The sequence below is a fragment of the Vibrio sp. ABH4_348 genome (assembly GCF_056159765.1).
Genome location: NZ_JBSWVW010000001.1, coordinates 180,035 through 206,301 on the forward strand (window position 1 = coordinate 180,035; position 26,267 = coordinate 206,301).

Annotated in this window: 26 protein-coding genes and 1 tRNA gene; 15 read left to right on the top strand and 12 right to left on the bottom strand. The window is 44.4% G+C overall.

Annotated elements, in window-relative coordinates; translation table 11 throughout:
- Positions 1-31: 31 nt before the first annotated feature.
- Complete coding sequence (locus ACXAFJ_RS00965) at positions 32-1,870, top strand: sensor domain-containing diguanylate cyclase (protein ID WP_475320794.1); 1,839 nt, start codon at positions 32-34, stop codon at positions 1,868-1,870.
- A gap of 113 nt (positions 1,871-1,983) precedes the next feature.
- Here ACXAFJ_RS00965 and pykF read toward each other — a convergent pair whose 3' ends face one another.
- Complete coding sequence (pykF, locus tag ACXAFJ_RS00970) at positions 1,984-3,396, bottom strand: pyruvate kinase PykF (RefSeq protein ID WP_475320795.1); 1,413 nt, start codon at positions 3,394-3,396, stop codon at positions 1,984-1,986.
- 432 nt (positions 3,397-3,828) lie between these two features.
- Between pykF and ACXAFJ_RS00975 the strand changes: the two genes are divergently transcribed.
- The 6 genes from ACXAFJ_RS00975 (at position 3,829) to ACXAFJ_RS01000 (ending at position 10,278) form a co-directional block, all read left to right on the top strand.
- Positions 3,829-4,602 (top strand): DeoR/GlpR family DNA-binding transcription regulator, encoded by a 774-nt coding sequence (locus tag ACXAFJ_RS00975; protein WP_475320797.1) that lies wholly within the window; start codon positions 3,829-3,831, stop codon positions 4,600-4,602.
- Positions 4,603-4,685: 83 nt separating this feature from the next.
- The gene (gene glmS, locus ACXAFJ_RS00980) at positions 4,686-6,515 is read left to right on the top strand and encodes a glutamine--fructose-6-phosphate transaminase (isomerizing) (protein WP_475320798.1); all 1,830 of its coding nucleotides are present in this window, start codon (positions 4,686-4,688) and stop codon (positions 6,513-6,515) included.
- Positions 6,516-6,696: 181 nt separating this feature from the next.
- Complete coding sequence (locus ACXAFJ_RS00985; protein ID WP_475320799.1) at positions 6,697-7,641, top strand: ABC transporter substrate-binding protein; 945 nt, start codon at positions 6,697-6,699, stop codon at positions 7,639-7,641.
- Positions 7,631-8,449, top strand: a complete 819-nt coding sequence (locus ACXAFJ_RS00990; protein ID WP_475320800.1) for a (2Fe-2S) ferredoxin domain-containing protein — start codon at positions 7,631-7,633, stop codon at positions 8,447-8,449. Before ACXAFJ_RS00985 ends, ACXAFJ_RS00990 begins: the two co-directional genes overlap by 11 nt.
- A gap of 3 nt (positions 8,450-8,452) precedes the next feature.
- Complete coding sequence (locus ACXAFJ_RS00995) at positions 8,453-9,520, top strand: FecCD family ABC transporter permease (RefSeq protein WP_475320802.1); 1,068 nt, start codon at positions 8,453-8,455, stop codon at positions 9,518-9,520.
- Positions 9,520-10,278 (top strand): ABC transporter ATP-binding protein, encoded by a 759-nt coding sequence (locus ACXAFJ_RS01000; RefSeq protein WP_475320803.1) that lies wholly within the window; start codon positions 9,520-9,522, stop codon positions 10,276-10,278. The genes ACXAFJ_RS00995 and ACXAFJ_RS01000 overlap by 1 nt, the downstream gene beginning before the upstream one ends.
- A gap of 15 nt (positions 10,279-10,293) precedes the next feature.
- Here ACXAFJ_RS01000 and ACXAFJ_RS01005 read toward each other — a convergent pair whose 3' ends face one another.
- On the bottom strand, positions 10,294-11,457 hold the full coding sequence (locus ACXAFJ_RS01005) for an aminotransferase-like domain-containing protein (protein WP_475320804.1): 1,164 nt from the start codon (positions 11,455-11,457) through the stop codon (positions 10,294-10,296).
- 101 nt (positions 11,458-11,558) lie between these two features.
- On the opposite strand from ACXAFJ_RS01005, the gene ACXAFJ_RS01010 reads away from it, so the two are divergent.
- Positions 11,559-12,431, top strand: a complete 873-nt coding sequence (locus ACXAFJ_RS01010; RefSeq protein ID WP_475320805.1) for an AraC family transcriptional regulator — start codon at positions 11,559-11,561, stop codon at positions 12,429-12,431.
- On the opposite strand, the gene ACXAFJ_RS01015 is transcribed toward ACXAFJ_RS01010, so the two are convergent.
- From ACXAFJ_RS01015 to rpsU, 9 genes are all read right to left on the bottom strand, one after another.
- Positions 12,394-14,220, bottom strand: a complete 1,827-nt coding sequence (locus ACXAFJ_RS01015; protein WP_475320807.1) for a lysophospholipid acyltransferase family protein — start codon at positions 14,218-14,220, stop codon at positions 12,394-12,396. The two genes, ACXAFJ_RS01010 and ACXAFJ_RS01015, sit on opposite strands and share 38 nt — an antisense overlap.
- A gap of 396 nt (positions 14,221-14,616) precedes the next feature.
- On the bottom strand, positions 14,617-15,321 hold the full coding sequence (locus tag ACXAFJ_RS01020; RefSeq protein ID WP_475320808.1) for an ArsR/SmtB family transcription factor: 705 nt from the start codon (positions 15,319-15,321) through the stop codon (positions 14,617-14,619).
- 1 nt (position 15,322) lies between these two features.
- Positions 15,323-15,706, bottom strand: a complete 384-nt coding sequence (locus tag ACXAFJ_RS01025; protein WP_475320809.1) for an amino acid-binding protein — start codon at positions 15,704-15,706, stop codon at positions 15,323-15,325.
- Between the two features lies 1 nt (position 15,707).
- On the bottom strand, positions 15,708-16,022 hold the full coding sequence (locus ACXAFJ_RS01030) for an antibiotic biosynthesis monooxygenase family protein (RefSeq protein WP_475320811.1): 315 nt from the start codon (positions 16,020-16,022) through the stop codon (positions 15,708-15,710).
- Positions 16,023-16,203: 181 nt separating this feature from the next.
- Positions 16,204-16,280, bottom strand: a tRNA-Ile gene (locus ACXAFJ_RS01035).
- Positions 16,281-16,422: 142 nt separating this feature from the next.
- Positions 16,423-18,270 (bottom strand): RNA polymerase sigma factor RpoD, encoded by a 1,848-nt coding sequence (gene rpoD / locus ACXAFJ_RS01040; protein WP_475320812.1) that lies wholly within the window; start codon positions 18,268-18,270, stop codon positions 16,423-16,425.
- 98 nt (positions 18,271-18,368) lie between these two features.
- The gene (gene dnaG / locus ACXAFJ_RS01045; RefSeq protein ID WP_475320813.1) at positions 18,369-20,153 is read right to left on the bottom strand and encodes a DNA primase; all 1,785 of its coding nucleotides are present in this window, start codon (positions 20,151-20,153) and stop codon (positions 18,369-18,371) included.
- A 109-nt stretch (positions 20,154-20,262) separates the two neighbouring features.
- Complete coding sequence (locus ACXAFJ_RS01050) at positions 20,263-20,706, bottom strand: GatB/YqeY domain-containing protein (protein WP_475320815.1); 444 nt, start codon at positions 20,704-20,706, stop codon at positions 20,263-20,265.
- A gap of 27 nt (positions 20,707-20,733) precedes the next feature.
- Entirely contained in the window at positions 20,734-20,949 is a 216-nt protein-coding gene (gene rpsU, locus ACXAFJ_RS01055; protein WP_001145625.1) for a 30S ribosomal protein S21, read from the bottom strand.
- Positions 20,950-21,179: 230 nt separating this feature from the next.
- Between rpsU and tsaD the strand changes: the two genes are divergently transcribed.
- The gene (tsaD, locus tag ACXAFJ_RS01060; protein WP_475320816.1) at positions 21,180-22,193 is read left to right on the top strand and encodes a tRNA (adenosine(37)-N6)-threonylcarbamoyltransferase complex transferase subunit TsaD; all 1,014 of its coding nucleotides are present in this window, start codon (positions 21,180-21,182) and stop codon (positions 22,191-22,193) included.
- A gap of 58 nt (positions 22,194-22,251) precedes the next feature.
- Here tsaD and plsY read toward each other — a convergent pair whose 3' ends face one another.
- Positions 22,252-22,869 (bottom strand): glycerol-3-phosphate 1-O-acyltransferase PlsY, encoded by a 618-nt coding sequence (plsY, locus tag ACXAFJ_RS01065; RefSeq protein ID WP_475320818.1) that lies wholly within the window; start codon positions 22,867-22,869, stop codon positions 22,252-22,254.
- A gap of 134 nt (positions 22,870-23,003) precedes the next feature.
- On the opposite strand from plsY, the gene folB reads away from it, so the two are divergent.
- The 6 genes from folB (at position 23,004) to ispF (ending at position 26,267) form a co-directional block, all read left to right on the top strand.
- Positions 23,004-23,357: a dihydroneopterin aldolase gene (folB, locus tag ACXAFJ_RS01070; protein WP_475320819.1), complete on the top strand. Its 354-nt coding sequence runs from the start codon at positions 23,004-23,006 to the stop codon at positions 23,355-23,357.
- On the top strand, positions 23,354-23,842 hold the full coding sequence (gene folK, locus ACXAFJ_RS01075) for a 2-amino-4-hydroxy-6-hydroxymethyldihydropteridine diphosphokinase (protein ID WP_475320820.1): 489 nt from the start codon (positions 23,354-23,356) through the stop codon (positions 23,840-23,842). Before folB ends, folK begins: the two co-directional genes overlap by 4 nt.
- Positions 23,843-23,860: 18 nt before the next feature.
- The gene (locus ACXAFJ_RS01080; RefSeq protein WP_475320822.1) at positions 23,861-24,667 is read left to right on the top strand and encodes an undecaprenyl-diphosphate phosphatase; all 807 of its coding nucleotides are present in this window, start codon (positions 23,861-23,863) and stop codon (positions 24,665-24,667) included.
- 99 nt (positions 24,668-24,766) lie between these two features.
- On the top strand, positions 24,767-25,048 hold the full coding sequence (gene ftsB / locus ACXAFJ_RS01085) for a cell division protein FtsB (protein WP_475320823.1): 282 nt from the start codon (positions 24,767-24,769) through the stop codon (positions 25,046-25,048).
- 4 nt (positions 25,049-25,052) lie between these two features.
- Complete coding sequence (ispD, locus tag ACXAFJ_RS01090; protein ID WP_475320824.1) at positions 25,053-25,772, top strand: 2-C-methyl-D-erythritol 4-phosphate cytidylyltransferase; 720 nt, start codon at positions 25,053-25,055, stop codon at positions 25,770-25,772.
- Between the two features lie 15 nt (positions 25,773-25,787).
- Positions 25,788-26,267 carry a 2-C-methyl-D-erythritol 2,4-cyclodiphosphate synthase gene (ispF, locus tag ACXAFJ_RS01095; RefSeq protein WP_475320826.1) on the top strand — a complete coding sequence of 160 codons (480 nt, stop codon included), beginning with the start codon at positions 25,788-25,790 and terminating at the stop codon, positions 26,265-26,267.

Here is a 26,267-nt window from a genome sequence, read left to right on the forward strand (position 1 = left end):
CGCTGTTCATATGAGTTGAAGAGCGAGAGTAATGCGGTTTCGTACCTTAGTTGTTGCAGCGAGTATTATCGTATTACTTGGCTTAGTTCTGTCCACGAGCTTCTATCTCAAACGCTCGTCAGAACTGAGCGTTGAAAACATTCAATCTACCGCTAATCAAGCTATCAATCAGTTGGCGTACAGTGAGCGTGAGTATCAAATTGCTCGTGCTCAGTTGGTCAGTATCAGTGAGTTACTTGCGTCCGGTCAGCCTCTTCGAGATTACATAGCAAAAGATGACCAGCAATCGCGAATGCGCTTGGAGAAAGACTGGTTGAGTGTGATTTCGGGGCAAAGCTGGTACAGCGAACTTAGTTATTTTGATGCAAAAGGACGTACCCAAGTGTTGGTGCGCTTTTTCTCTTCTAACAGTGGCCCGGAAACACATTTTCGAGATCGAGCCAACTATCGTCGTTTTCAGTATGCACGCATGTTAAAACGTGGTGAAGTCGGTGTATGGCAAGACACGCCAACGGCATACAAGGGCAAGAGTGATAATCTGATGCACCTGATCACTCCGGTGTACACCGATAATAGACGCAATGGTTACGTTGCGTTGACACTCGACTTCACTCAATTTGCTTCGCAGTTAAACTACTCGCCAATAGAGGGTTTGAAACCACAACTTGTCTCCTTCAACGGAGATTTTGTCTCGAACTGGCAGTGTATTGAGCAACAACGAACCTGTTCATTTGCAGACCGCTACCCCAAGACATGGCATGAAATCCAGTCTGAGTTTTCAGGGTACCGCATGGAGCATGGCAGCTTGATCGCCTTCACTCAACTGCATCTATTTGGCAAAAACCCCGCATTCCTTGTTATTGAAGTGGATGAGCAGACTCTATCTGAAAAAGCGCGACCATTCTTTGAAGACCTGTTCCAAGAGGCTTCGATTCTATTTTTGTTGATTCTTAGCTTGGTCTTACCAACTTGTTTAGCTGTGATGTATTACCGACGCCGAAGCCTTGAAGCCCAGTTGGCGCAAGCGGCGCTTCGCGGCATGTCAGCGGTATTGATTGCCGACAAGCACCATAAAACGCTAATGGTTAACGAAGAATTTACCAAGTTGACCGGATTGCTGGATACTAAAGTTAAGTCTCAAAATGCAATCAAGGCGTTGCTGGCTGATCAGCCTAAAGTGGTGGATGACATTTTCACCAGTTTAATGCTTCATGATCAGTGGCAAGGTGAAATCGCGTTTACTCGTAAGGATGGCAGTAAAGTTACCGCCATTATGCGAATTCAAAATATCCGCGACAAAAAAGCAACTGAGGGTTATTACACGGCGTCATTGGTGAATATTACCGACCGTAAAGCTTTAGAGCTCCAACTACGGGAGCTCAGTGAAAAAGATGCCCTAACCACTTTGTGGAATCGCCGTAAATTTGAACTTCGAATGCGCGAGATTGCCAAGTTAGTAGAGCGCTATCCATTGGTGAATAAAGCCTGCTTGGCATTGCTAGATATCGATCATTTCAAACGTGTTAACGATAAATTAGGACACGACGAGGGCGATAGAGTGATTACTCAAGTGGCTGAAATTATGCAACAAACCATGAGAGAAACAGACTTTATCTATCGAATCGGAGGCGAAGAGTTTGCGATCATCATGCCTCATGCTTGTTTAGATGATGCGGTTGGCGCTCTGGATAGATTGCGACAAAACATCGCCAACAAACCCGATTTGGGTGTGACCATCAGCGTAGGTTGTACCGACTTTATTCCTGATAGTGCGGCGAGCTATAAAAATGCAGATGTTGCGCTTTATGAATCCAAAACCATGGGTAGAAATCGAGTAACCATTATTACTAGCGAAGAGGAAGTTGCCTAGTAAGTTACCTTTTTCTCTCGATAATGGTTGATAACTGTTATCTCGCTTAGAAACGTTTTACAGAGACAAAAAAGCCGCGGGTCAACCGCGGCTTTTGCATTCTGTACGCTCTATTAAAGAACGTGAACAGATGCCGTGTTAGTTGTGCCAGAAGCTACAAGCGCACCAGATACCATGATTACGATATCACCTTTCTTACCTAGGCCAGAATTTAGTGCTAGCTCTTTACCTTCTACATAGAACGCATCTGTGCTTTCGATAGAGTCAACTAGGACAGGTGTAACACCCTTAGTTAACACAAGCTGAGCAGCTGTTTTCTTGTTGGTTGTCAGCGCTAGGATATCCGCTCTAGGGAAGTACTTACGTACAGAGCGAGCAGATTTACCGCCTTCAGTTGCAACAACGATTAGAGGCGCTGCTAGTTTTTCGGCCGTGTCTACTGCACCTTTACATACTGCTTCAGTGATACGTAGACGTGGACTGTCTAGACGAGAACCAAGCTCTGCTTTAAGCGCAGCATCAGTGCGGTTAGCAATTTGCGCCATGATTGTTACTGCTTCTACTGGGTACTTACCTTTTGCAGTTTCACCAGAAAGCATCACTGCGTCAGTACCGTCCATGATAGCGTTCGCAACGTCACCAGCTTCTGCACGAGTAGGACGTGGGTTCTTGATCATTGAATCAAGCATTTGAGTTGCAGTGATTACCATCTTACGAGCACGGTTACACTTCTCAATCATCATCTTCTGAGCGAAGATAACTTCTTCAGCTGGGATTTCAACACCTAGGTCACCACGAGCAACCATGATGCCGTCAGAAAGCTCTAGGATCTCATCGAAGTTATCAACACCTTCTTGGTTTTCGATCTTCGAGATGATGTGGATGTTCTCACCGCCATTTGCAGTTAGAACTTCACGAATTTCTTGAACGTCTGAAGCTTTACGGATGAAAGAAGCCGCAACAAAGTCAACGCCTTGCTCACAACCAAACTTAAGGTCGTTTTTGTCTTTTTCAGACAGAGCAGGAAGGTTTACAGAAACGCCTGGTAGGTTGACACCTTTGTTTTCGCCCAGTGCGCCATTGTTAAGTACTTTACACTTAACTTCGCTGTCAGTTGTTGCAATCACTTCCATTTCAATTAGACCGTCGTCTACTAGGATAGTGTTGCCTGCGCTTAGGTCAGCAGCAAAGCCAGGGTAAGTTACCGCAACGATGTCTTTGTTACCCACTACTGAAGTATCAGTAGTAAATGTGAACTCTTGACCCGCGACTAGATCAACGTCGTCGCCGTTTTCTAGTTTGATTGTGCGGATTTCAGGACCTTTAGTATCAAGCAAAATCGCAAGTTGCTTGCCAGTGTCTTCCATTACTTTACGGAAGTTCGCGATACGATTGCCGTGCTCTTCGAAATCACCGTGAGAAAAGTTAAGACGCATTACGTTCATGCCTGCATCAACAAGTTCTCTTAGTTTTTCTACTGGTTCAGTTTTTGGGCCAATCGTACAAACGATTTTGGTCTTTTTCATGGAAGATACTCTCCGGATTGAAAGATTAGTTACAAATTGAAACTGTTCTATTCCCCATGCGGAGCAGAATTATTGCTCGTATTGGGTTGTCGTATTTTTAATCACTTTGGCTCGTTCTTCACCACATCAAAATTGAAAGTCTTACACAAAGTTTAGTCATTTTATGACCGAAATTAGTGCGGTTTGATGCGGTTATACCGGGTATTTACCAATATTTTCGAGTCTCAAAGAAAAAAATTTAAATTAATTCTGTAATTTTTTTACTTTTCGGCCGGAATTCTAACACTGAATTGTTGCAAATTCACTGTTTAAGAATTGTCTTAGAACAAGGTTTTACCCAAAACCATTAATTTTTTAGGTCGAAATAAATAGCTAGTTAAGTTTCGATTTGATTATAATTAAGTTTCGAAATGAAATTTAATTTGAAAATTGATGTCAAAACGAAACACGCAACTGCGAAGACACGCCATAGTTAATCAAGTTAACCAAGATGGGGAAGTGAGTGTCGAGGAACTTTCCAAACAGTTCAACACCTCAGAAGTCACGATTAGGAAAGATTTGGCGTCGCTAGAAAAAAATGGGCAGCTGCTAAGAAGGTTTGGCGGCGCAATTGCACTCCCACAAGAAGTGGTGCTCGATGAACTTTCTGAAAAAGTTTCAACCCGTAAGGTTTTGTTGGCCAAAGCGGCGGCACACCGCATCAATGATCACAATCGAATCATTGTTGATTTTGGCAGCACCACTCGAGCATTAATTTCTCAATTGAATCAGAAACGCGGTTTAGTCGTCATGACTAATTCGCTCAGTGTGGCGAACGCACTCAATGAGCTAGAAAGTGAGCCGACACTGCTGATGACGGGAGGAACATGGGATGCTCATTCGGAATCTTTTCAAGGTCAAGTCGCCGAGTCGGTATTACGATCCTACGATTTCGACCAGTTGTTTATTGGAGCTGATGGGATAGATCTCGAGCGCGGAACCACCACATTCAACGAGCTAGTTGGCCTGAGCCGTGTGATGGCGGAAGTATCGCGAGAAGTGGTGGTGATGGTTGAGTCGGAAAAAATCGGAAGAAAGATCCCCAACCTCGAACTCGACTGGAATCACATTGATGTATTGATCACAGACGATGGTCTGTCTAAAGAGTACATCACGCAACTTAACGAGCGAGACGTCGAGCTGATCCTCGTTAAATCAAAGGATTAAAACAATAAAAAAATATCGGGCATTGTAATTGCTTTGTCTCTAATTGAATCACACGAAAATAACGAGAAACGGGAGAAACGAGTATGTGTGGAATAGTAGCTGCTGTCGCACAGCGAGATGTCGCTGACATACTTATCGAGGGACTTAGAAGACTGGAATACCGTGGTTATGACTCTGCAGGTATTGCTGTTGCAGACTCAAATCGAGAATCATATCGCACAAGACGTGTTGGCAAGGTGTCTCAACTTAAATCGGCGTTGAATAAGCAACCAGTGTTCGGGGGAACCGGAATCGCTCATACCCGCTGGGCCACACATGGTGAGCCGTCAGAGACTAACGCCCACCCGCATTGCTCTGGTGATGTATATGTCGTGCACAACGGGATTATCGAAAATCACGAAGATCTTCGCTGCATGCTAGTAGAGCTGGGTTATCAATTTGAATCTCAAACTGACACAGAGGTGATTGCGCACCTGGTTCATTTTGAATTGCAAAAAGACAACTCATTAAAAGACGCAGTGTTGCGTGCACGCTCTCAACTCGTTGGTGCCTACGGCATGGTGATTATGCAATCTAACAACCCTGACAAAGTCGTTGCCGCACGCTCGGGTAGTCCTATGGTGATTGGTTATGGGATTGGTGAACACTTCATCGCTTCTGATCAGCTGGCACTCTTGCCAGTGACACGCCGATTCTCATTCTTAGAAGAAGGGGATGTCGCCGAGATCACTCGATTTGATGTGAGTGTCACTGATCGAAATGGTGTTGAAGTTGAGCGTGAAGCTAAAGAAGTCAACTTAAACCATGATGAGGGCGATAAAGGACAATATCGCCATTACATGCTCAAGGAAATCTATGAGCAGCCACAAGCTATCCAGCGCAGCCTAGAAAATCGAATTTCGAGTAATGGTAATTTCTCTGACGCCTTTGGTGAATCAGCGGATGCATTATTCAAAAAAGTAAAACACGTACAGATTGTTGCTTGCGGGACGAGCTATCACGCCGGCCTAGTGGCGAGATATTGGTTAGAAGAATACGCGGGCGTATCGTGCAACGTAGAGATTGCCTCAGAGTTTCGTTATCGACGTTCTCATACATTTGACGATTCATTGATTGTGACTTTATCGCAATCGGGTGAAACCGCTGATACGTTAGCCGCTCTGCGATTGGCGAAAGAACAAGGTTACATGGCCAGTCTAACCATCTGTAATGTACCAGGATCATCTTTGGTGCGTGAATCAGATTTGGCCTACATGATGAACGCAGGTGCAGAGATTGGCGTGGCATCGACAAAAGCATTTACCGTTCAGTTATCAGCGCTTTTGGTATTGGCTGGGGCGATTGGTCAACATAAAACCATGAGTAATGATGATTTAGCCAGTCTTAAACAGAGTTTGTATTCCTTGCCTGCCAAACTTGAGCAAGCCTTGTCAGTAGCCGAAGATATCGAAGCCTTGGCAGAAGATTTTGCAGACAAAAACCACGCATTGTTTTTAGGGCGTGGCGAGCAATCTGCTATTGCGATGGAAGGGGCGTTGAAACTCAAAGAAATATCCTACATTCATGCTGAAGCGTATGCGGCTGGGGAACTGAAACATGGCCCATTGGCGCTAATTGATGCAGAGATGCCAGTCATTGTTGTTGCCCCTAACAACGAACTATTGGAAAAGCTCAAATCCAATGTGGAAGAAGTGAGAGCTCGTGGCGGCCTAATGTATGTTTTTGCCGATACCGAAGCAGCATTTGAAAGTGACGACACCATGAAAGTGTTAAATGTGCCTCACTGTGATCAGTGGGTAGCGCCGATCCTCTACACTGTCCCGCTTCAGCTGTTGTCTTACTATGTCGCGCTCATCAAAGGTACTGATGTTGACCAACCACGGAACTTAGCAAAAAGCGTGACGGTTGAATAAGCCCGATAAATTGAAAGTGACCCAGACCTTTTTAAAAAAAGCTTTGGGTCACTTTCCACTTTTTAAATATGACCCATTCGTAAAACGCGTTGAAACTAATACTGTAGGTAACTTAGAGATAGTCATAGATTTTTCTGTTTGTTATATTTCTCTGAATTTTTTCAAACGGAACATTGATGTTATGAATCTTAAGCGTTTTTTGGCTACTGCTTTTCTATTAAGTGCCTCCTCTGTTGTTAACGCACAAATCCAAGTTGATAATTGCGGCCATTCTGCTTCATATCAAATGGCACCAACACGTGCTATTACAATGAATCAATCAGCAACTGAGATCATGTTGGCATTGGGCTTGGCCGATAAGATGGTCGGTACGGCTTATTTGGATGACGCTATTTGGCCAGAGCTAGAGGAGGAATACAAAAAAGTACCTGTTCTTGCTGAAAAATACCCGTCTCGAGAAGTGCTTTATGCTTCTGCACCAGATTTTGTTTATGCTGCTTACAGTTCGGCATTTAAACCGGAATATGCTGGTGGACGAGATGAACTCAGACAGGCTGGTATCGACTCTTACCTTTCTCCCGCGGCATGTGCTGACAAAAAATCTAAAGAAAATAGAGCATTAGATTCACTTTACGCTGAAATCAATCAAGTAGCGGCAATTTTCAACGTTGAAGATAGAGCCGACCAACTAATTTCGAAAATGAAGGGGCAAATTGATAAAGCTCGAAATATTCTGGCTGCACAAGGCAAAGAAGAGGTTAGTGTTTTCTGGTACGACAGTGGTGATGACAAAGCTTACGCTGGCGCTTGCTGTGGTATGCCGGGTGCAATCATAGAAGCTGTTGGTGCTAAAAACGCATTTTCTGATCAAGTTGGTCGTTGGGCTAAAGTGAGCTGGGAAGCGGTAGTAGCTAGAAATCCGGATGTTATTGTTATTGTTGATGCAAGCTGGTCAACCGCTCAAAGTAAAATAGACTTTTTGAAATCAGATCCAGCATTTGCAACTCTGGATGCAGTTAAATATGAACGTTTTGTTGTGTTGCCGTTTAGCTCAACGACAGCTGGAATTCGTAATGGTCAAGCAATTTTAGACCTTGCAACCGGCCTGAGTCGCGGTGAACAATAACAATCATTTGCATGGGCTGATTCTACTCACTCGAGGGCGCTATCAACAGGAAGCGCCCGACTCCCCTAACGAGTGGGCCAAAAGTCTTCATGGTTCGACGGTTTCTATGCCAGAGTTTCAGGGCAGAGGTTCTGGTCTTATAACCCTTCACGTTGAAGTTGCAAAAATCGAGAACAGTCGAGCTTCTTTTCTTGATGCATTAAATTCTTGCTATCAGCAGGGTTGCAAGACAATTTCTGTCTGGCCAGTTTTTTATCCACTAGAAACTGGGCTAAAACGCTGGTTAGAGCTGATGTTGAAACGTTGGAATCACCAGACTAATACAACGAACGAAGTTTCCGTACATCTGTTCCCAGCGTTACAAGATTCTATTTCTGTCGCTGACATAGCTCAAAAAGCGTTTCCTGATGTTTTAGAGCGATCGAAACGTTTACACGTTGATCCACTTCATATCCCGACGCAGCCAAAAGGTTGGTCTAGCGTTCCTGCTTATCGATACCATTTACTCACATGCCAAGGGCCTAGATGTTCCGCGCAGGGAGCAGGACAAATCTGGCAGTATTTATCTCAATCTTTGAAACAAGAAAGACTGGTAGAAAATGAGAAAGGGGCACTAACTGCATCTACAGGTTGTTTGTATCCATGTAATCATGCACCTGTCTTAGTTATTCAACCTGATAATGTTTGGTATCGAGTCCCTGATAAACGAGCAGTGGATACCATTGTGGAGAAACATATAAAAGGTGGAATGATTGCTGAAGAGTATCTTGTTTCCCAGACTTCAGACTGCTCAAAGGGGACACATTAATTTATGTTAACAGGTATCTGGAAATCGAAGTACGGTCTGACTAAACCTGCTTTATCTGTGTTGATGACGATACTTTTGATTGCGGTTGTTTTGGCCGGATCGGTGGCGGTAAGTGTTGGAACTGTATCAATTCCAATACAACAAGTTTGGCACATTGCTGCGTATCAATTTGGTTGGGTCGAAGCCGGAAACTGGCCCAAACCCTATGAGCATATCGTGTGGCATTTTCGTTTCCCTCGTATTTTATTAGCTTTCTTAGTTGGCGCTGGGCTGGCTGTTGTAGGTACTGTAATGCAAACCCTAGTAAGAAACGCGCTTGCTGACCCTTACTTATTAGGTATTTCATCCGGAGCCTCGGTCGGTGCAGTAACGGTTTTAGCGTCTGGAAGTATGGGTTTGCTCGGTGGATACGCTATATCGGTTGGAGCATTTATTGGTGCGTTGCTTTCATTTGCGTGCGTCTTCGTTTTGGCGTACCGCGAACACGGCCAGATCTCCCAAAGACTCATATTGGCGGGAGTCGCAGTCTCTTATGTTTGCTCCGGAATAACTAGCTATGTCAGCTTAAGCGCAGATCATGGTCAGCTGGCTCAACAAGTGCTGTCTTGGACTTTGGGAAGTGTCGCTAGAGCACGGTGGCAAGATTTAGGCTTACTGACCCTCTGTATCTTGGTTGGGCTTTGCTATTTGTTAACTCAAGCTAGACAGCTCAATGCTTTTGCCATGGGTGATGAGAGCGCTGCGACCTTGGGTGTTGATGTATCTAAAATGAGAAGAAAACTATTTGTAATCGGTTCACTTATGACAGGAGTGATCGTTGCAGTGAGTGGAGCCATCGGTTTTGTTGGCTTGATGGTACCTCATGTCGCGAGGTTAATGGTTGGCAGTGATCACCGAAGAGTACTTCCCGTTGCTGTATTGCTCGGTGGTTTACTACTGATTGGGTTTGATCTGTTGGCGAGAACTCTTATCGCACCAAGCGAACTTCCAATTGGAGTGATTAGTGCTATTGCTGGTGGACCTTTCTTTTTGTACCTAATGTATCGCCCCAAAAAATCTAGGAGTGGCTAATGTTAACGACAGATAGAGTCTCTTGGGGTGTAGACAACATCGATATTATTACTGATATCTCGATGCATATTGAACGAGGTGAGTTTGTTGGCCTAATTGGTCCAAACGGCAGTGGTAAATCAAGTTTGTTGAAAACTATCTATCGTTTTCTTAAGCCTCAAGCAGGTGTAATCAATGTATCTGACGAAAATGTTTGGCAGTTGAGTGCCAGAGATGCGGCAAAAAAAATGGCGGTTGTTACACAAGCTCAGACTAGTGAGTTTGATTTTACCGTAGAGGAAATCGTCGCAATGGGACGGACCCCGCACTACAACTGGCTTGAACATGCCAATGAGAATGAACTGAAAATGATTCACTCCGCATTGACAAGAGTTGGTTTGCAAACCTCAAATGAACGTCAATTTAATAGTCTATCTGGTGGTGAAAAACAGCGTGTATTGATTGCGAGAGCATTAATTCAAAGCGCTGAATTTTTGATAATGGATGAGCCGACAAACCACTTGGATATACGCTATCAACTTGAATTGCTCTCTTTACTCAGAGACTTACCCCAAACTAAATTAGTGGCGTTACATGACCTCAATATGGCGGCTGAATTTTGCGATAGATTGTACCTTCTAGTTAAAGGAAGGGTCTTTGCTAGTGGTCCTTCCTCCGAAGTCCTGACGCCAAGTAACCTCAAACAAGCTTACGGGGTCAATGTTGAAATCTATTCTTCGCAACGTGACCAGCGACCTAGGTTGTTTTTCAAACTCTAGAGAACCATATTGGTGTCAAAGGTGACGTTTTATTTCTGCAAAAATAATGGTCAAAGCTTTATCGAGTTCGTCTTGCGAAGCGTTGGTAAAGTTGAGTCTAAGCGCAGACTTGTTTTCACTTCCAGCAGGGTAGAAGACATTGGAAGGTACAACTGCAACGTTTAGCGCAAGCAAGTCATTGGCGAGTTGGTATTCATCGCAATCCGGAAGGTTTAGCCACAAAAACATGCCTCCCTCGATGGGGTTAAAAAAGCAATCAGGATGATTCAGTTTTTCGACTTGATGAGCTAGTGATTGGCTAAAGGCCTGATAGCACTCTTTATAGTGTCCAATGGTCTGTTGTAGGTGGCGTTCAAAATCTGGGTGACAGAGCAAATACTCAATGGCAGCTTGCATCGGTAAGCTTGAGTGTAGGTCAGCACCTTGTTTGACTTTAATCAAGGGTGCAATCAAGGTGTTTTTACCGCTTATATGACCGACTCGCAGTCCAGGTGCAGAGATTTTTGAGAACGAGCGAAGTACGATGCTTTGCTCTGGGCAAAATTCTGATAAGAGAGGGAGTGCATCTCCGGAGAAGCGTAACTCCCGATACGGAGCATCTTCAATAAGCAACACATTATACCGCTTACAAAGATCGGCAACACGCTGACGAGTCGCCAAATCCCAACATACCCCAGTCGGGTTATGAAAATCTGGAACGGTATAAAACGCTTTTGGTTTTTGTTGTTTGAAGCAGGCTTCTAGCTGATCTAAGTTAGGGCCTGATACCGTTTGCTCAACGGCGACTACCTCGACCTGACACAAGTTAAACACTTGCATCGCGCCAAGATAACTTGGCGCTTCCATAACCACGCAATCGTCTTTGTTGAAATAGGCACGTGCTATCAAATCCAAACCTTGTTGCGACCCCGTCGTCAACATGCCGCTCCAGTTGGCGGGTAAGGAAAAATAGCTGTGTAAAGTATCGAGTAAACTTTCTAACCCTTGCGTCATACCATATTGGTAGAGTTCAGAACGGGTACCAACCAGTGAAAATGCTTGTTGCAGAATTTGCTTAGGAAACGTGTCAGCTGCTGGCAGTCCTCCCGCCATTGAAATCACTTCTGTTCGGCTTGCCGCTTGCAGTATTTCGCGAATATAAGAGGGGGGAGTGTTTTGCAAATGCTGAGCAACTTCCATAGCGTTTTTCCTTGTTTTATTGAGTGGTTAGCATATGCAAGCTTGTAGTGATCTTCATGTCCGTTTATGCTTTCTAACATGTCCAAAACAAACATTTTTGTATGAGTGTCTCCCAAAACCAAAATGCGAGAATTAACCAAGTACTGTTTTTTATTCATCAAGACATTACCAAGAATCTGACTGTAAATGAGCTTGCATCGATAGCTGCGTATTCTGAGGCGCATTTTCAACGGGTCTTTCAATTGGTGGTTGGCGAACCAGTTCATCAGTACTTGCGGAGGGTTAGACTGGAATACGCTGCTAATCAGTTGATGTTCGATGAGCAAGACAGTGTGTTAAATATTTCTGAACGCGTTGGTTTTCGGTCGGTGTCTTCATTCAGTCGAGCGTTTAAACATCAATTTGGACTCGCTCCGGGTGTGTGGCGAAGACAGGAGCAAGCCGAAGACAAACCGTTTCTCGTTGATGAAGAAATTGCAAATAGCTACCAAAAACTGGCTGGTATGGAACTACCCAAACCTGTTGTGAAAGATGTAGAACAGCGATATGTGGTTTATGTTCGCCACCAAGGTTACGGGCGAGAGATACGAAATGCATGGCAATTATTATTGGCGTGGGCAAATAGTCACGAAATAAGCAGCCGAGCTCAGTTTGGTTTACACCACTCCAATCCAGCTTGGGTGCCGCTGAAAGATTGTCGTTATGTGGCTTGTCTCGAAGTGGACAAAGACATTCAACCAAAAGGCATAGTGAATCGTTTAGTGATACCGGGTGGAACACACGCCATTTTCGACCTGCAAGGCAAATATGGAGAACTGCTTCCTCAAATCAGTATGATTCTCGAAAAGTGGTTACCAAGTTCGGGCTTAAAACTAGCCTCGACCCCAGCTTACGTTCACTATCTACGAAATCACTTTGTTGAAGATGATGAACGCTTTATTTGTAAGCTTTATCTACCAGTTCGGTTTTATTGATTTTACTCTCTAGCTCAACTTCATACTTAGAGCGAGGCCGGTTGGTATCGTGCCTTTGCAAATAATTTTTGGCTTTTGTCGCCCCCATGTAGCGCGACAAAGTTTTTAGTGGCACTTTACGAAGATCCGTGACGATTAAGCCATCCAAGGTGTTATTGAAGTCGGGGTCAACATTAAAGCACACCAGTTTCCCATTCATGTTTAGATATTGGCGAAGTAAAACAGGTACTGATTTTCCGCTGTCCAATCTTTCTATGACTTTAGATAGCAGCTGAATATCGGCTAAAGCGGTTAGCATACCCAGGTTCCACGGTACAGGTGATTGGGATGGCGGATTCACCGCTCTGACTAAACTGGCTTGTTCATTGTCGTAGTGATGAACACTCATGGTTTGTGCTAATAACTGCCTAGTGACCTGACTGTATTCATTGCTAATACTGACGGGGCCAAAAAGGTGTGTGTAATGAGGGTGACGATGAATAAATTCGCCAATCCCTTTCCATAACAATAACAAACCTTGCATGGATTTTTGATAAGGCTGAGCTATAACCGAGCGCCCAAGCTCAATTGCCGGTCCCATACTGGTTAAGAAGCGTTTATCAAACTCAAATTGAGTTTTTGAATACAACGCGTTGATCCCTTTACGTGTTACCAGCCTATCCGACAAACCCAATCGGTAGGCACCAAGAATGGACTCTTGTTCTTGGTCCCAAACAAATAGATGTAAGTAGTCTTGATCAAAGCTATCTAGATCTATGGCTTTGCCCGTACCTTCTCCTACGGCACGAAAGTTCTGTTCACGAATTCGGCCGATCTCTCGTAGGGTATTTGGGATCTCACTAGCGCCGCCGCAGTATACTTTGAAGTTGTTGTACTCCAGAAGTAGAGAGTCTGCTGGCAACCTGCTGAGTTCTTGTTTGATAAGTTGTTTAAATACAGGTGTGGCAAGTGGCTCGTGTTCAATTGGTAAACTCACTAGGTCGCAGGATTTTTCTGCATTCAATAAGTAGGTATTCAGTCGCAGGTAGTTGATTATTTCGACTTCATTTAAACGCGAAATTTCTTTGAAGGTGATGGGCTCGCCAATCTTGATACCGATGGAGGATTTGGATTTATTGAGTAGCTCTCGACCAAGCAGTGCCGTTCTGACCATAGGGTGAACTTTTCCTGCGAGATAAAAAGATCTGGAGTTGGCTCCTTGGATAAAGATTGGCAACGTCGTGGCTTTACTCTTGCGAACTAAGGTAGCGAGTGAGCGACTCCACTCTTTGTCTTCCAGTAATGACTTGTGTTTCCTACTTGGTTGAGAAACTTCGCCCGCGGGAAACATCAGTAACAGTCCGCCTTGGTCTAAATGACGAGAAGCTTGTCTTGCTGCAGTTAGATTGGTCTTGGATGAGTTCGGCCCATTAAATACATCTACCCCAATAAAAAGTGGATCTAACTCGGGGACATTCTTTAGCAACGCATTTGCCATGACTTTGACATCAGAGCGCATCATTAACAGTAGCTCTGCCAGAATTACCCCTTCAACACAGCCTAAGGGGTGATTGGCAACAACGATTGTTGCACCATGTTGCGGTACCGATTCTAGCTGGCCGCTGACTATCTGATAATCAATGTTGAGTACTTCTAAGGTGTACCGCAAGAAAGACTGACTATCCAATCCCGCAGGTCGTTGAGAGTAGTGTAAATCTAATTGAGATAAGCCCGTTGCCCATTCAGCAAGGTTTTCTGCAAGACCAAAGGGTGTTTTTCTAGGAAGCTTAAAAGGACTGTTTTGCAGCATAGTTCACTCATAGTCGAGTACAGATTATTGTAAATCAGACTAATTCGGCAGTGTTACAGAACCTTGTTGTTTTAATGCCATTTGCGCGGAAGAAATATGACAAAATCATGACAGCTACAATTGATATAACCAGAAGAAGTAAAAAAATGTAACGGTGATAATTTCGAGTTGAATAATAAATGATCGGATCACAGTTTAAACAAAATGCGGTTCGTTAAATTTTCAAACTTGCTAAGTTGAAGATTGCGGGGACCATGTTTTGACCCTTCGCTTTGCTAATCTGGGGGACGTGGATCTTTAAAGATCTACATATTATAAAAAGTAGTATGTGCTGTAGAAAGCCTGACTAAGTCAGGCTTTTTTATTGCCTTTCGGTTAGTTTTCGCTTGGCTATTTCTAAATGTCGATTTCAAAGATCTGTTTGATAGCTTTGATCCCGGCTGGTGTGAATTGAACCTCACGATAGCCCTGAATACGGGAGATCCAGTTTGATGTTTCAAAGTGAGACAGCATTTGTGCTCCCGCTAAACCACCAAGATGGGATTTTCTTTCACTCCAGTCCAAACATTGGCAACAGAGTTTTCTCTTTGTTTTCTGCTCTAAATTAACACCCACTTGCTTCATGGCGAGAGCGCCTACTTCCGTCAAACCACAACCATCAGCTGTTAACCATTTTCGCTCTATCAGACGATCGAAGATCTTTACTGCAATTTCACCGGCGAGATGATCATAACAAGTACGAGCAAAACGCAGCTCAGACGGAGTTGAAGACTTAGGACTAATGATCCGCTTTTCAGTTACGTTCATCATCGTCTCAAGCAGAGAAGCTACATCACTGCCGAATAGTCGGTAATACCGATGTCTACCTTGAGCTAGACAGGACACAAGTTTACTTGAGATTAATTTGCCCAAATGAGCGCTGGTGGTAGAGGGGGATATATTAGCTACAGCGCTCAGTTCCGTTGCAGTCCAAGCTCGACCATCCATCAAAGCACAGAGGATTGTCATTCTCGAAGCATCAGACATTGCGGCAGCAATCGAGGCCATATCGACTTCCTGACGGCTTTCATCTGTCTTATTACTAGGTTGTGATTTCAGCACTCTATTTCCAGTCCAACGTAAGTTCTTCCGCGAGGGTAGGGTTATCAGTCACTAGAATCAAGTTGTTCGAGTGGTCACTGTACTGGGTGAGAATGTTAATTTCATGATTAGCAAGAGTTTCGGTAATTAGACCTAGCTGTCCGGGAGTTTCTTGGTCCAAGCGGCGAATAGTCGGAATGGTGAGTGATTTAATACAAAACCCATTTTGTCTAAGAAGTTCTTTTGCGCGCGGCCCATCTGTAATTAGAAAGTGAGCTTGGCTCAGGTTGTCTCTAGTAAACATGCCACCGCCTTCCAAACTTATCCCATTTGTACCTAGAAGTTTTCCTAACTGTGCAAGTTGACCAGGTTGGTTTTTAAGTTCTATGTGTATGTCGTATAACATCTTAAACATCCTTTGCATCAAACTGATAATCGCGAAAAACCTTTGTTACCCGAATACGATAGTGGCTAAAAATACGGTTTTGTCCTTCTGTTTGAGCGGACTTATGTAGCAAGTTCTTTTTCCATTTTTTTACCGACTCTTTATCTCGCCAAAAAGAAAGAGATAGTACTTTTCCCTGATTTGAAAGACTTTGAAATCGCTCCATTGCGATAAAACCGTCTGCATTAATAACTTCTGGCTTCAATGTTTCTGCGATTTCCAAATAACGATCTTTAAACTTTGGGTCGGCGATCCCTTCGAACAATACTGCGATCATTGCTTATTCCTTTCTATGTAAAGTAGGTCCATTTTCTAATGAACAAATTCGGAAAGATTCGATGAATAACGAAGTATGAGTGTTGGATACACCAAGGTGTTTTGTTCACTCAGTAAAGGAAGATTTTGACTAGATATAAAAAAAGCCAGTCAAAATGATGTTAACTGGCTTTCTTCGAATATGGTGGCCCCTGACAGACTTGAACTGTCGACCTACCGATTATGAGTCGGGTGCTCTAACCAACTGAGCTAAGGGGCCGAATAGGTGTGTGATTATAGGGGAAGGCTCTTGGGCTGTCTAGGGCTGGAATACCCCAAATGCGCTTACATTTTGGTCACTTAGAATGACGAAAACAAAAAAGGTGAGCCAATGCTCACCTTTTGTAATATTTGCCTCAAATCTATTCGTCTAGGAAGCTGCGCAGAGTTTCTGAGCGGCTCGGGTGACGAAGCTTACGCAAGGCTTTTGCTTCAATCTGACGAATACGTTCACGGGTTACGTCAAACTGCTTGCCCACTTCCTCAAGGGTGTGATCCGTGTTCATGTCGATACCAAAACGCATACGTAGAACTTTAGCCTCACGTGGCGTCAAACCAGACAATACATCACGTGTAGCAGTGTGTAGGCTGGTGGCCGTCGCAGAATCTAGTGGTAGTTCAAGCGTAGTATCTTCAATAAAGTCACCTAGATGCGAATCTTCATCATCACCGATTGGTGTTTCCATTGAGATAGGCTCTTTGGCAATCTTCAATACTTTACGGATTTTGTCCTCCGGCATTTGCATGCGTTCTGCCAATTCTTCCGGTAAAGGATCACGACCCATTTCTTGTAGCATTTGACGAGAAATACGGTTCAGTTTGTTGATCGTTTCGATCATGTGAACTGGAATACGAATCGTACGGGCTTGGTCAGCGATAGAACGCGTGATTGCCTGACGAATCCACCAAGTTGCGTACGTCGAGAACTTGTAACCGCGGCGGTATTCAAACTTATCAACCGCTTTCATCAGACCGATGTTACCTTCTTGGATAAGATCCAGGAATTGTAAACCACGGTTGGTGTATTTCTTCGCGATAGAGATAACCAGACGTAGGTTCGCCTCGACCATCTCTTTCTTAGCACGACGAGCTTTTGCTTCACCGATCGACATACGACGGCTGATGTCTTTAATGTTCTGAACAGAAAGACCACACTCTTTTTCTAACGCTTCTAACTTGATGATAGAGCGACGGATGTCGTCTTCATGCTTTTTCAATTTTTCAGCGTATGGCTTGTCGGATGCTAAGATTTCATCTAACCAAGCTTCACTTGATTCGTTGCCGGTAAATAGCGCAATGAAAGATTTTTTCGGCATTTTGCTGTGTTCTACCACAGCTTTAACGATCAAACGCTCTTGGGTACGAACGCGATCCATAGAGGTGCGCAGTTCGTTAACCAAGTAGTCAAATTGTTTTGGTATTAGACGAAATTCTTTGAATACGTCGATAACCATAGCATGGGCAATCTGTGCTTTCGGGCTAAAGTCACCTTCAGCATCTGCAACGCTGCGGAAGTTTTGGAAGGTATCGCGTAGCGCAGTAAACTTTTCAAGCGCTAGCTCTGGATCAATACCAGTGTCTTCTTCTTCCTCGTCCTCATCATCTGAGTCCGCATCTTCTGCATCTTCATCTTCGAGTTCTTGTTCAGAAAGCTCAGAACCGATGTGAGTCGCGGTTGGTGCTGCTGTACCATCATCATCTGGGTCTACAAAGCCAGTGATTAGGTCAGTTAGACGAAGTTCTTCAGCTTGAATCTTGTCAAATTGCTCAAGGATATAAGGAATTGTGCCTGGGTATTCGGCTACCGCGTTTTGAACTTGGTTAATACCATCTTCGATTCGCTTCGCGATATCGATTTCGCCTTCACGAGTCAACAGTTCAACGGTACCCATTTCACGCATATACATGCGAACTGGGTCGGTGGTACGTCCAATTTCATTTTCAACCGAAGATAGGGCTGCAGCAGCCGCTTCAGCTGCATCTTCATCGATGGTGTTGTCATCATCACTCAACGCAAGGTCATCGGCATCTGGAGCGGTTTCAACTACGCGAATGCCCATGTCGTTGATCATTTGAATGATGTCTTCGACTTGTTCTGAGTCGACAATCTCAGCAGGGAGATGGTCGTTAACTTCAGCGTAGGTTAGGTAACCTTGCTCTTTGCCTTTGATGACAAGTTGCTTGAGCTGTGACTGCGGATTTTGATCCATAGACGATATCCAACTTTGTATCTGGTGAAGGAATTAGTATGCGAAATGCAAACCACTCATACTAACAAATTAAATCATTGCTGACTATTCCATCAGGGTTACGCTTTTAAATCTAGCATAAGGGCTAGTAGCTCCCTTTTCTCATCGGTTGATAAACCAACGCTTCGTTCTTTGGTCTGCAGGTTTTCAATTTGTTTTTCAACGCACTGAGCTAATATTTTGTCCAGTGAGTCTATAAAAATATCTTGATGATTATCTTCATCGGCTGGGATATCCCAGCTCGCAAGTCTCGCGATTAAACTTTCGTGCTGACTTTGACGCCAGTTTTCTAGTAACTGTCCCGTAGTAATATTGGGTCGAGACTGGCAAGTTTCAAGCACTTCAATAAAGAGTCTCAAGCCCGGTATTTCCAAGCTTTTGACCGCTTCTAGCTCGGGTACCATTTCAGCATAGCTTGGATTTTGAATAAGCAAAGCAATCACTTCGCGCATCGGTGTCCGTTTAAGCTCGCGATGCGGTTGTGGAACAGATGTTGTAGATTCGCTTTTGTTTTGCTTTCTGTGTTCGATTAAGAACTTATCCAGTTGTTCACTGCTCCATCCAATTCTGAGAGCTAGCTCGTGCCATAGATAGGCTTTTAGTGATGGATCTTTGGCTTTTTCGAGAACTGGCGCAGCCAGAGTAACAACATGGCGTTTGCCTTCTCGACTGCTGTTATCAACAACTCGCGCCATGATGTCTTTCAACAGGAAGTCTGGTAGCGAAAGTGATTGATTCATTTCCTCTTCAAGTTTTGCTTTGCCAAACTTTTGAACGTAGGAATCAGGGTCTTCGCCATCGGGCAAAAATAGTACTTTGAGTGTTTTGTTAGAGTTGAGGTACTCAATGGCATTTTCAGTGGCACGGCGAGCCGCATCGCGTCCCGCTCTATCGCCATCGTAACAGCATATCACTGTATTGGTTTGTCTAAACAAAAGCTGTAGGTGATCACCTGTGGTCGAAGTCCCCAATGAAGCAACCGCATAGTCGACACCGTATTGTCCCAAGGCGACGACATCCATGTAACCTTCAACGACAAGGATTTGCTCTGGCTCTCTATGAGTTTGCAAGACCTCATATAATCCATACAGTTCTTTGCCTTTATGGAAAACTGGAGTTTCAGGAGAGTTGAGGTATTTAGGTGTACCATCACCCATGACACGACCACCAAAGCCAATGACTCGGCCTCGGCGATCGCGAATTGGGAACATGACTCGACCGCGGAATCGGTCGTAACGATTGCCGTTGTCATTCTCGACCAACATTCCACCGGAAACCAACATATCTTGTTGCGCAGTCGTTTGGCCAAAATTGATTCTGACAGAGTCCCACTCATCAGGTACAAAGCCAATGCCAAAATGCTTAACGGTTTCGCCCGATAGGCCACGTTGCTTTAAGTACTCAATCGCTTGCTTCCCTTTGGCACCTTTTAATTGCTGCTGATAAAACTTCGCAATGGCACCTAGCATGTCGTAAAGAGAACGTTTTTCTTCTGTGTTGGCTCGAGGCGCGGAATTCTGTTGACCGCCTGAAAACGAGCGCTGCTCTCGCGGTACTTCCAGACCTAAGCTTGAGGCAAGTTCTTCAATGGCTTCAGGGAATTCTAATCGCTCGTACTCCATCAAAAAGTCGATGGCGTTACCATGCACACCACAACCGAAACAGTGGTAAAACTGTTTGTCTTGGCTAACACTGAAAGAGGGGGTTTTTTCGTTGTGGAACGGGCAGCAAGCGCTGTAGTTTTTGCCTGTTTTCTTGAGTTTCACACGAGCGTCTATGATGTCGACAATGTCGAGCCTTGCGAGCAAATCATCAATAAAACTACGTGGAATATGTCCGGCCATAAAACTCAACAAAAAAGTCTAGTCGGTATGAACTAGTAGATTCAAGAGACAAACAAGCCGTGCATATCTGAGATAGCACGGCTCATTATGATTCAGAAACTATGGGTGTTTAGCCGAGTTTAGCGCGAACCAAACCGCTGACTTTACCCATGTCTGCTCTGCCTTGAACTTGCGGCTTTAACACCGCCATCACTTTGCCCATATCTTGCATACCAGCGGCAGCAGATTCAGCAATAGCTTTCTCAACAAGAGTAGCGACTTCGTCTTCACTCAGTGGTTGAGGCATGAATTGTTCTAAGACAGCAATTTCTGCACTTTCTACGTCGGCTAGATCTTGACGACCTGCGGCTTCGTATTGAGATACAGAATCGCGACGCTGTTTAACCATTTTAGTGAGTACCGCAATTATCGCATCGTCATCGAGCGTAATGCGTTCATCCACTTCTTTTTGCTTAATCGCAGAAAGGGCTAAACGAATAGTGCCAAGGCGCGCTTTGTCCTTGGCTTTCATCGCAGTTTTTTGCTCTTCTTTGAGAGTGTCAATCAGAGCCATAACGCAATTCCTTATTGGAAAGGGTTATTAGTACAAGCGAACGCGACGTGCGTTTTCGCGAGCTAGCTTTTTAGCGTGACGCTTTTGAGCCGCTGCTTTAGCGCGTTTGCGAACTGTAGTTGGCTTCTCGTAGTGCTCACGACGACGCACTTCAGAAAGAATGCCTGCTTTTTCGCAAGAGCGCTTGAAACGACGTAGAGCTACGTCGAACGGTTCGTTTTCACGTACTTTAACTACTGGCATATGCCTTTCACCTCAGGGGTTATTCGTTAATGCTGAAATTCATCGACCTAACGTTTGTGTCGGGTCTTTAATCAGCTTGATCAAAAATGGTGCGGAATTTTAATCCGAACACCGCTGCTTTGTAAAGCCCTTTGTCGATCACAGATCGTACAAAATTTGTTTGCATCGCTCTGGCAAGGTAACATTGCCGCCTATTTTTATCAGTAACCTCAAAAACACTAGGTCAACGCATGCGAATATTAGGAATCGAGACGTCTTGTGACGAAACAGGTATCGCGATTTATGACGATGAACAAGGGCTGCTTTCGCATCAATTATATAGCCAAGTAAAGCTACATGCAGATTACGGTGGTGTAGTTCCCGAGTTGGCATCGCGCGACCACGTGAAAAAGACCATTCCTTTAATTAAAGAAGCGCTAAAAGATGCCAATTTAACGCCGAAAGATATTGATGGCGTGGCGTATACCGCTGGGCCTGGCCTAGTTGGAGCTTTGTTAGTAGGAGCAACAATAGGCCGCAGTTTGGCTTATGCATGGGGAGTTCCTGCGGTTCCCGTTCATCATATGGAAGGCCATGTTTTGGCACCGATGTTAGAAGACAATCCTCCACCTTTTCCATTTGTGGCGGTATTGGTGTCCGGCGGTCACTCTATGATGGTGGAAGTTCAAGGCATTGGTGAGTACAAAATTCTAGGTGAATCCATCGATGATGCTGCCGGTGAAGCATTTGATAAAACTGCGAAGCTGATGGGGTTGGATTATCCGGGAGGTCCTCTGCTATCAAAACTCGCAGAAAAAGGGACATCAGGTCGTTTTAAGTTTCCGCGTCCTATGACAGATCGCCCTGGTTTGGATATGAGTTTTTCTGGTCTTAAAACCTTTACGGCTAATACGATTGCTGCCAATGGTGATGATGAGCAAACCAGAGCAGACATTGCCTACGCATTTGAAGAGGCGGTATGTGAGACACTGAGCATCAAATGTCGACGTGCGCTAGAACAAACAGGTATCAAGCGAATTGTCATCGCCGGTGGTGTGAGTGCTAATAAACGCCTAAGAGTTGAGTTAGAGAAGCTGGCCCAAAAAGTCGGTGGCGAAGTGTATTATCCGCGTGTCGAGTTCTGTACCGATAACGGCGCTATGATTGCTTACGCAGGAATGCAGCGTCTGAAACAAGGAACTTTGGATGATCTTGTGGTGCAAGCTAGACCACGCTGGCCTATTGACGAATTAGATCCGGTATAACTCATTAAGCTCAGTACGAGATGATATTAACTAAAAAACCGCGATCGTTCGCGGTTTTTTAGTTTTGGATTTCTTCCGTCGCAGTAGGCTTTTTCTCACCGATTTTGGGCTCGCTTCCTTCCCAAAGGCGTCTGATATTTTGATGATGGCGTAGGATGATTAAACAACTCAGCATCGCAACGGGCAAGGTGTACAGGGGTTTAACCCAAAATGTATAAAGCGGGGCAATCAAAACGGTGAGCAACGATGCCAGCGATGAATACCGAAAAATGGCAACAATCACCAACCACGTCGCAATGAGCATTCCGGTCAAAGACAATCCAATCGGCGCCATGGCCCCTAATGCAGTGGCAACGCCTTTACCGCCGCGAAAATGGAAAAACAGTGGGTACATATGCCCTAAACAGGCACTGATGGCGATAATGCCAAGAATTAGTGGTGGAATTCCTAAGAAATAGCTTCCCCAAACAGGGATCGTTCCTTTTAGCATGTCGCATAACATGACGGCGGCAGCTGATTTTTTACCTCCGATGCGCAAGACATTGGTGGCCCCAGGATTATTCGAACCCACTTCCCTCGGATCTTGATGGCCCATAACGCGACAGATCAAAACCGCACTGGAAATGGATCCCAGTAAATAGGCAAATATGATCATTAATAAAGCTATCGCAGTCATCTCAGGCTCAGCAATTTGATTGTTTATATCAAAAACAAGTTGTTATCATTGGCGCTTTACGCGTCACGACAACATGCATTGCATAGTACGCGCTTTCATTAGTTTTGGGTATCCGACCTGTAAGGCAGTTTGGCATGGATAAAGTTTTTATTGAGCAATTAGAAGTCGTTACCACGATTGGTGTTTATGATTGGGAACAAGAGATCAAACAAAAACTGGTGTTTGATCTGGAAATGGCGCATGACAATAAACCTGCAGGTGACAGCGATGATGTGCAATTGGCACTTGATTATGCGCAGGTCAGTGAAGCAGTGATTGATTTTGTCTCTAATGGTCGTTTTTTGTTGGTTGAGCGAGTCGCTGAAGAGCTAGCAACACTGTTGATGAAGCGATTTAGTATCCCTTGGATCAAAATCAAATTGACTAAACCTGGTGCCGTTCCGCAAGCAAAAGGAGTTGGCGTCGTCATCGAACGAGGTCAGCTATGATTTCTGCTTATATTGGTATTGGTTCCAATATAGATAGGAAAAAGCACATCGCCTCAGCAATTCAAGCGCTTAAGAAATTAGATGCAAATTTGCGACTCTCTACAATTTATGAATGTGAAGCGGTTGGTTTTGACAGTGAACCCTTTTATAACTGCGTCGCGAATTTAAAAGTGAACTGTGAACTTAATGACTTGGCTGATCAGCTTCGACAAATTGAATTAGAACTGGGGCGACCGTTAGATGCCAAAAAGCATCAACCGAGAACCATAGATCTAGATATTTTGTTGTTTGGCGATGTGCAGTGCCAGGTTCCGGTCAAGCTTCCTCGTAAAGACATTTTTGAGTTTGCTTTTGTGTTAGAACCATTAAGCGAGCTGTCACCAGATCTAATTGTTCCTGGAGATGGACGCAGGGTGAGTGAGTTAAAACGACAACAAGACCTCAATTACCATTCACTAAAAGCGGTTCCAAACTGGTTTATTTAATCCTCAATTGAGAGTGTTATGAGTTATATAGAAGCGTTTTGGCTAGCGCTAATCCAAGGTTTAACTGAATTTTTGCCGATATCCAGTTCTGCTCATTTGATCTTGCCTTCAGCCATTTTAGGTTGGGAAGATCAGGGCTTGGCGTTTGATGTTGCGGTGCACGTTGGAACATTGGCCGCGGTTGTGATTTATTTCCGACAAGAAGTGGTGTCGCTACTGACCGCGTTTTTTGCGTCTGTTTTCAAAAAAGATCGCAGTAAAGAAGCGGTTCTGGCGTGGATGATCATTCTCGCGACCATACCTGCTGCGTTGTTTGGTTTGCTCGCCAAAGATTTTATAGAGCTTTACTTGAGAAGCGCATGGGTGATTGCCACAACCACTATCGTGTTTGGTTTACTGCTCTGGTATGTCGATAAACACGCAGCGGCAAATCAAGACGAGTACCAAACCACTTGGAAAAAAGCACTGGTTATTGGTGTTGCACAAGCATTAGCTATGATTCCCGGTACTTCTCGTTCTGGGGCTACCATTACCGCAGCTTTATACCTTGGTTATACACGGGAAGCAGCTGCGCGATTTTCATTTCTTATGTCGATCCCCATTATTACTTTGGCGGGAAGCTACCTGAGCTTGAAATTGGTGACCTCGGGTGACCCAATTCATATTGGGTTTCTTTCAACCGGTATCGTGACCTCGTTTATTTCAGCCTATATCTGTATTCACTTCTTTTTGAAGCTGATATCAAAGATGGGAATGACGCCGTTTGTTATTTACCGCTTAATTTTGGGTTTCGGATTGATCGGATATTTAACCTGGCTAGGTTAAAGACGTTAAGTCATGCAGATTATTAACAAGGCCTGTGTCGCTCGATTCAGGCCTTTGTGTTATATATAGCCTTTCAACTAACAAACCCCTATACCTGCGATGCGCCTATTTTTTCTAGGATTGATGATGCTATTTGCATGGCTGCAATATTCATTGTGGTATGGCAAAAATGGTATCTATGATCTTTGGGCGGTTCGTGCCGAAATACAAGTTCAGAACCAAGTCAACGCAAGCTTGCAAGAGCGCAATAGCAAAATGTTTGCGGAAATCGATGATCTAAAACAGGGCTTAGATGCGATTGAAGAACGCGCTAGACATGAGCTGGGAATGATCAAAGAAGGTGAAACTTTTTATCGGCTGGTAGGGGATGATACGCAGTAGCAAGATGTCGAACCACATAGCAAAATGGAATGCGATTGTTCCAGCAGCAGGCATTGGCAAAAGGATGCAAGCTGAATTACCCAAGCAATACCTAACTATTGCTGGCCAAACCATTTTAGAGCACACCATCTCTAAACTGCTCTCTCACCCTAGAATTCACCAAGTGATAGTGGCGATATCGGCACACGATGAGCATTTCCAAACGTTATCGATTGCAAATGACCCGAGAGTCATTGTTGTGGAAGGTGGACAAGAGCGTGCCGACTCCGTGCTTGCCGGTTTACAACACCTAAAAAGGCACACTAATCATTCGTCATCTGACTGGGTATTAGTGCATGATGCCGCTAGACCATGTGTTGAACTTAATGACGTATCAAGCTTGATCGAATCTTGTGAGAGAAATCAACGCCCAGCCATTTTAGCGACCCCGGTTCGAGATACGATGAAGCGCGCCAATGCCAAGCAACAAATCGAACAAACCATTGACCGAAGTCTGCTTTGGCATGCTCTAACACCGCAATGTGCTCCATTGGTTGAGTTGCACTGCGCTTTACAGGACGCGCTTGATGAAGGCGTCACCATTACAGATGAAGCATCGGCGCTCGAATGGGCAAATATTGAAACAGAATTAGTAGCTGGCAGTGCGACCAATTTGAAAATAACACAGCCAGAAGATTTAAAACTCGCTGAGCTTATTTTGAGCTCTCAGTTGAACAGTAAGTAATATTAAGAGATACGTATGATTAGAATCGGACATGGTTTTGACGTCCACAAATTTGGTGGAGAAGGCCCAGTCATCATTGGTGGAGTACAAGTGCCTTATGAACAAGGCTTATTGGCCCATTCCGACGGTGATGTCGCACTACATGCGCTTTCTGATGCGTTACTCGGCGCTATTGCTCAAGGTGATATAGGAAAACACTTTCCCGATACTGACGATAAATGGAAAGGTGCGGACAGCCGAGCGCTACTACGTGACGTTTACAAACTAGTGAAAGAAGCGGGCTATGTCATTGGCAATGCCGATGTCACGATCATCGCTCAAGCTCCTAAAATGGCACCACACATTAACGCGATGAGAGCGGCTATCGCAGAAGATCTTGAAACGTCTGTCGAGAACGTTAATGTAAAAGCAACCACATCTGAACGACTTGGCTTTACAGGCCGTAAAGAGGGCATTGCTACTGAAGCGGTCGTTCTAATCAATAAAGTGGGCTAA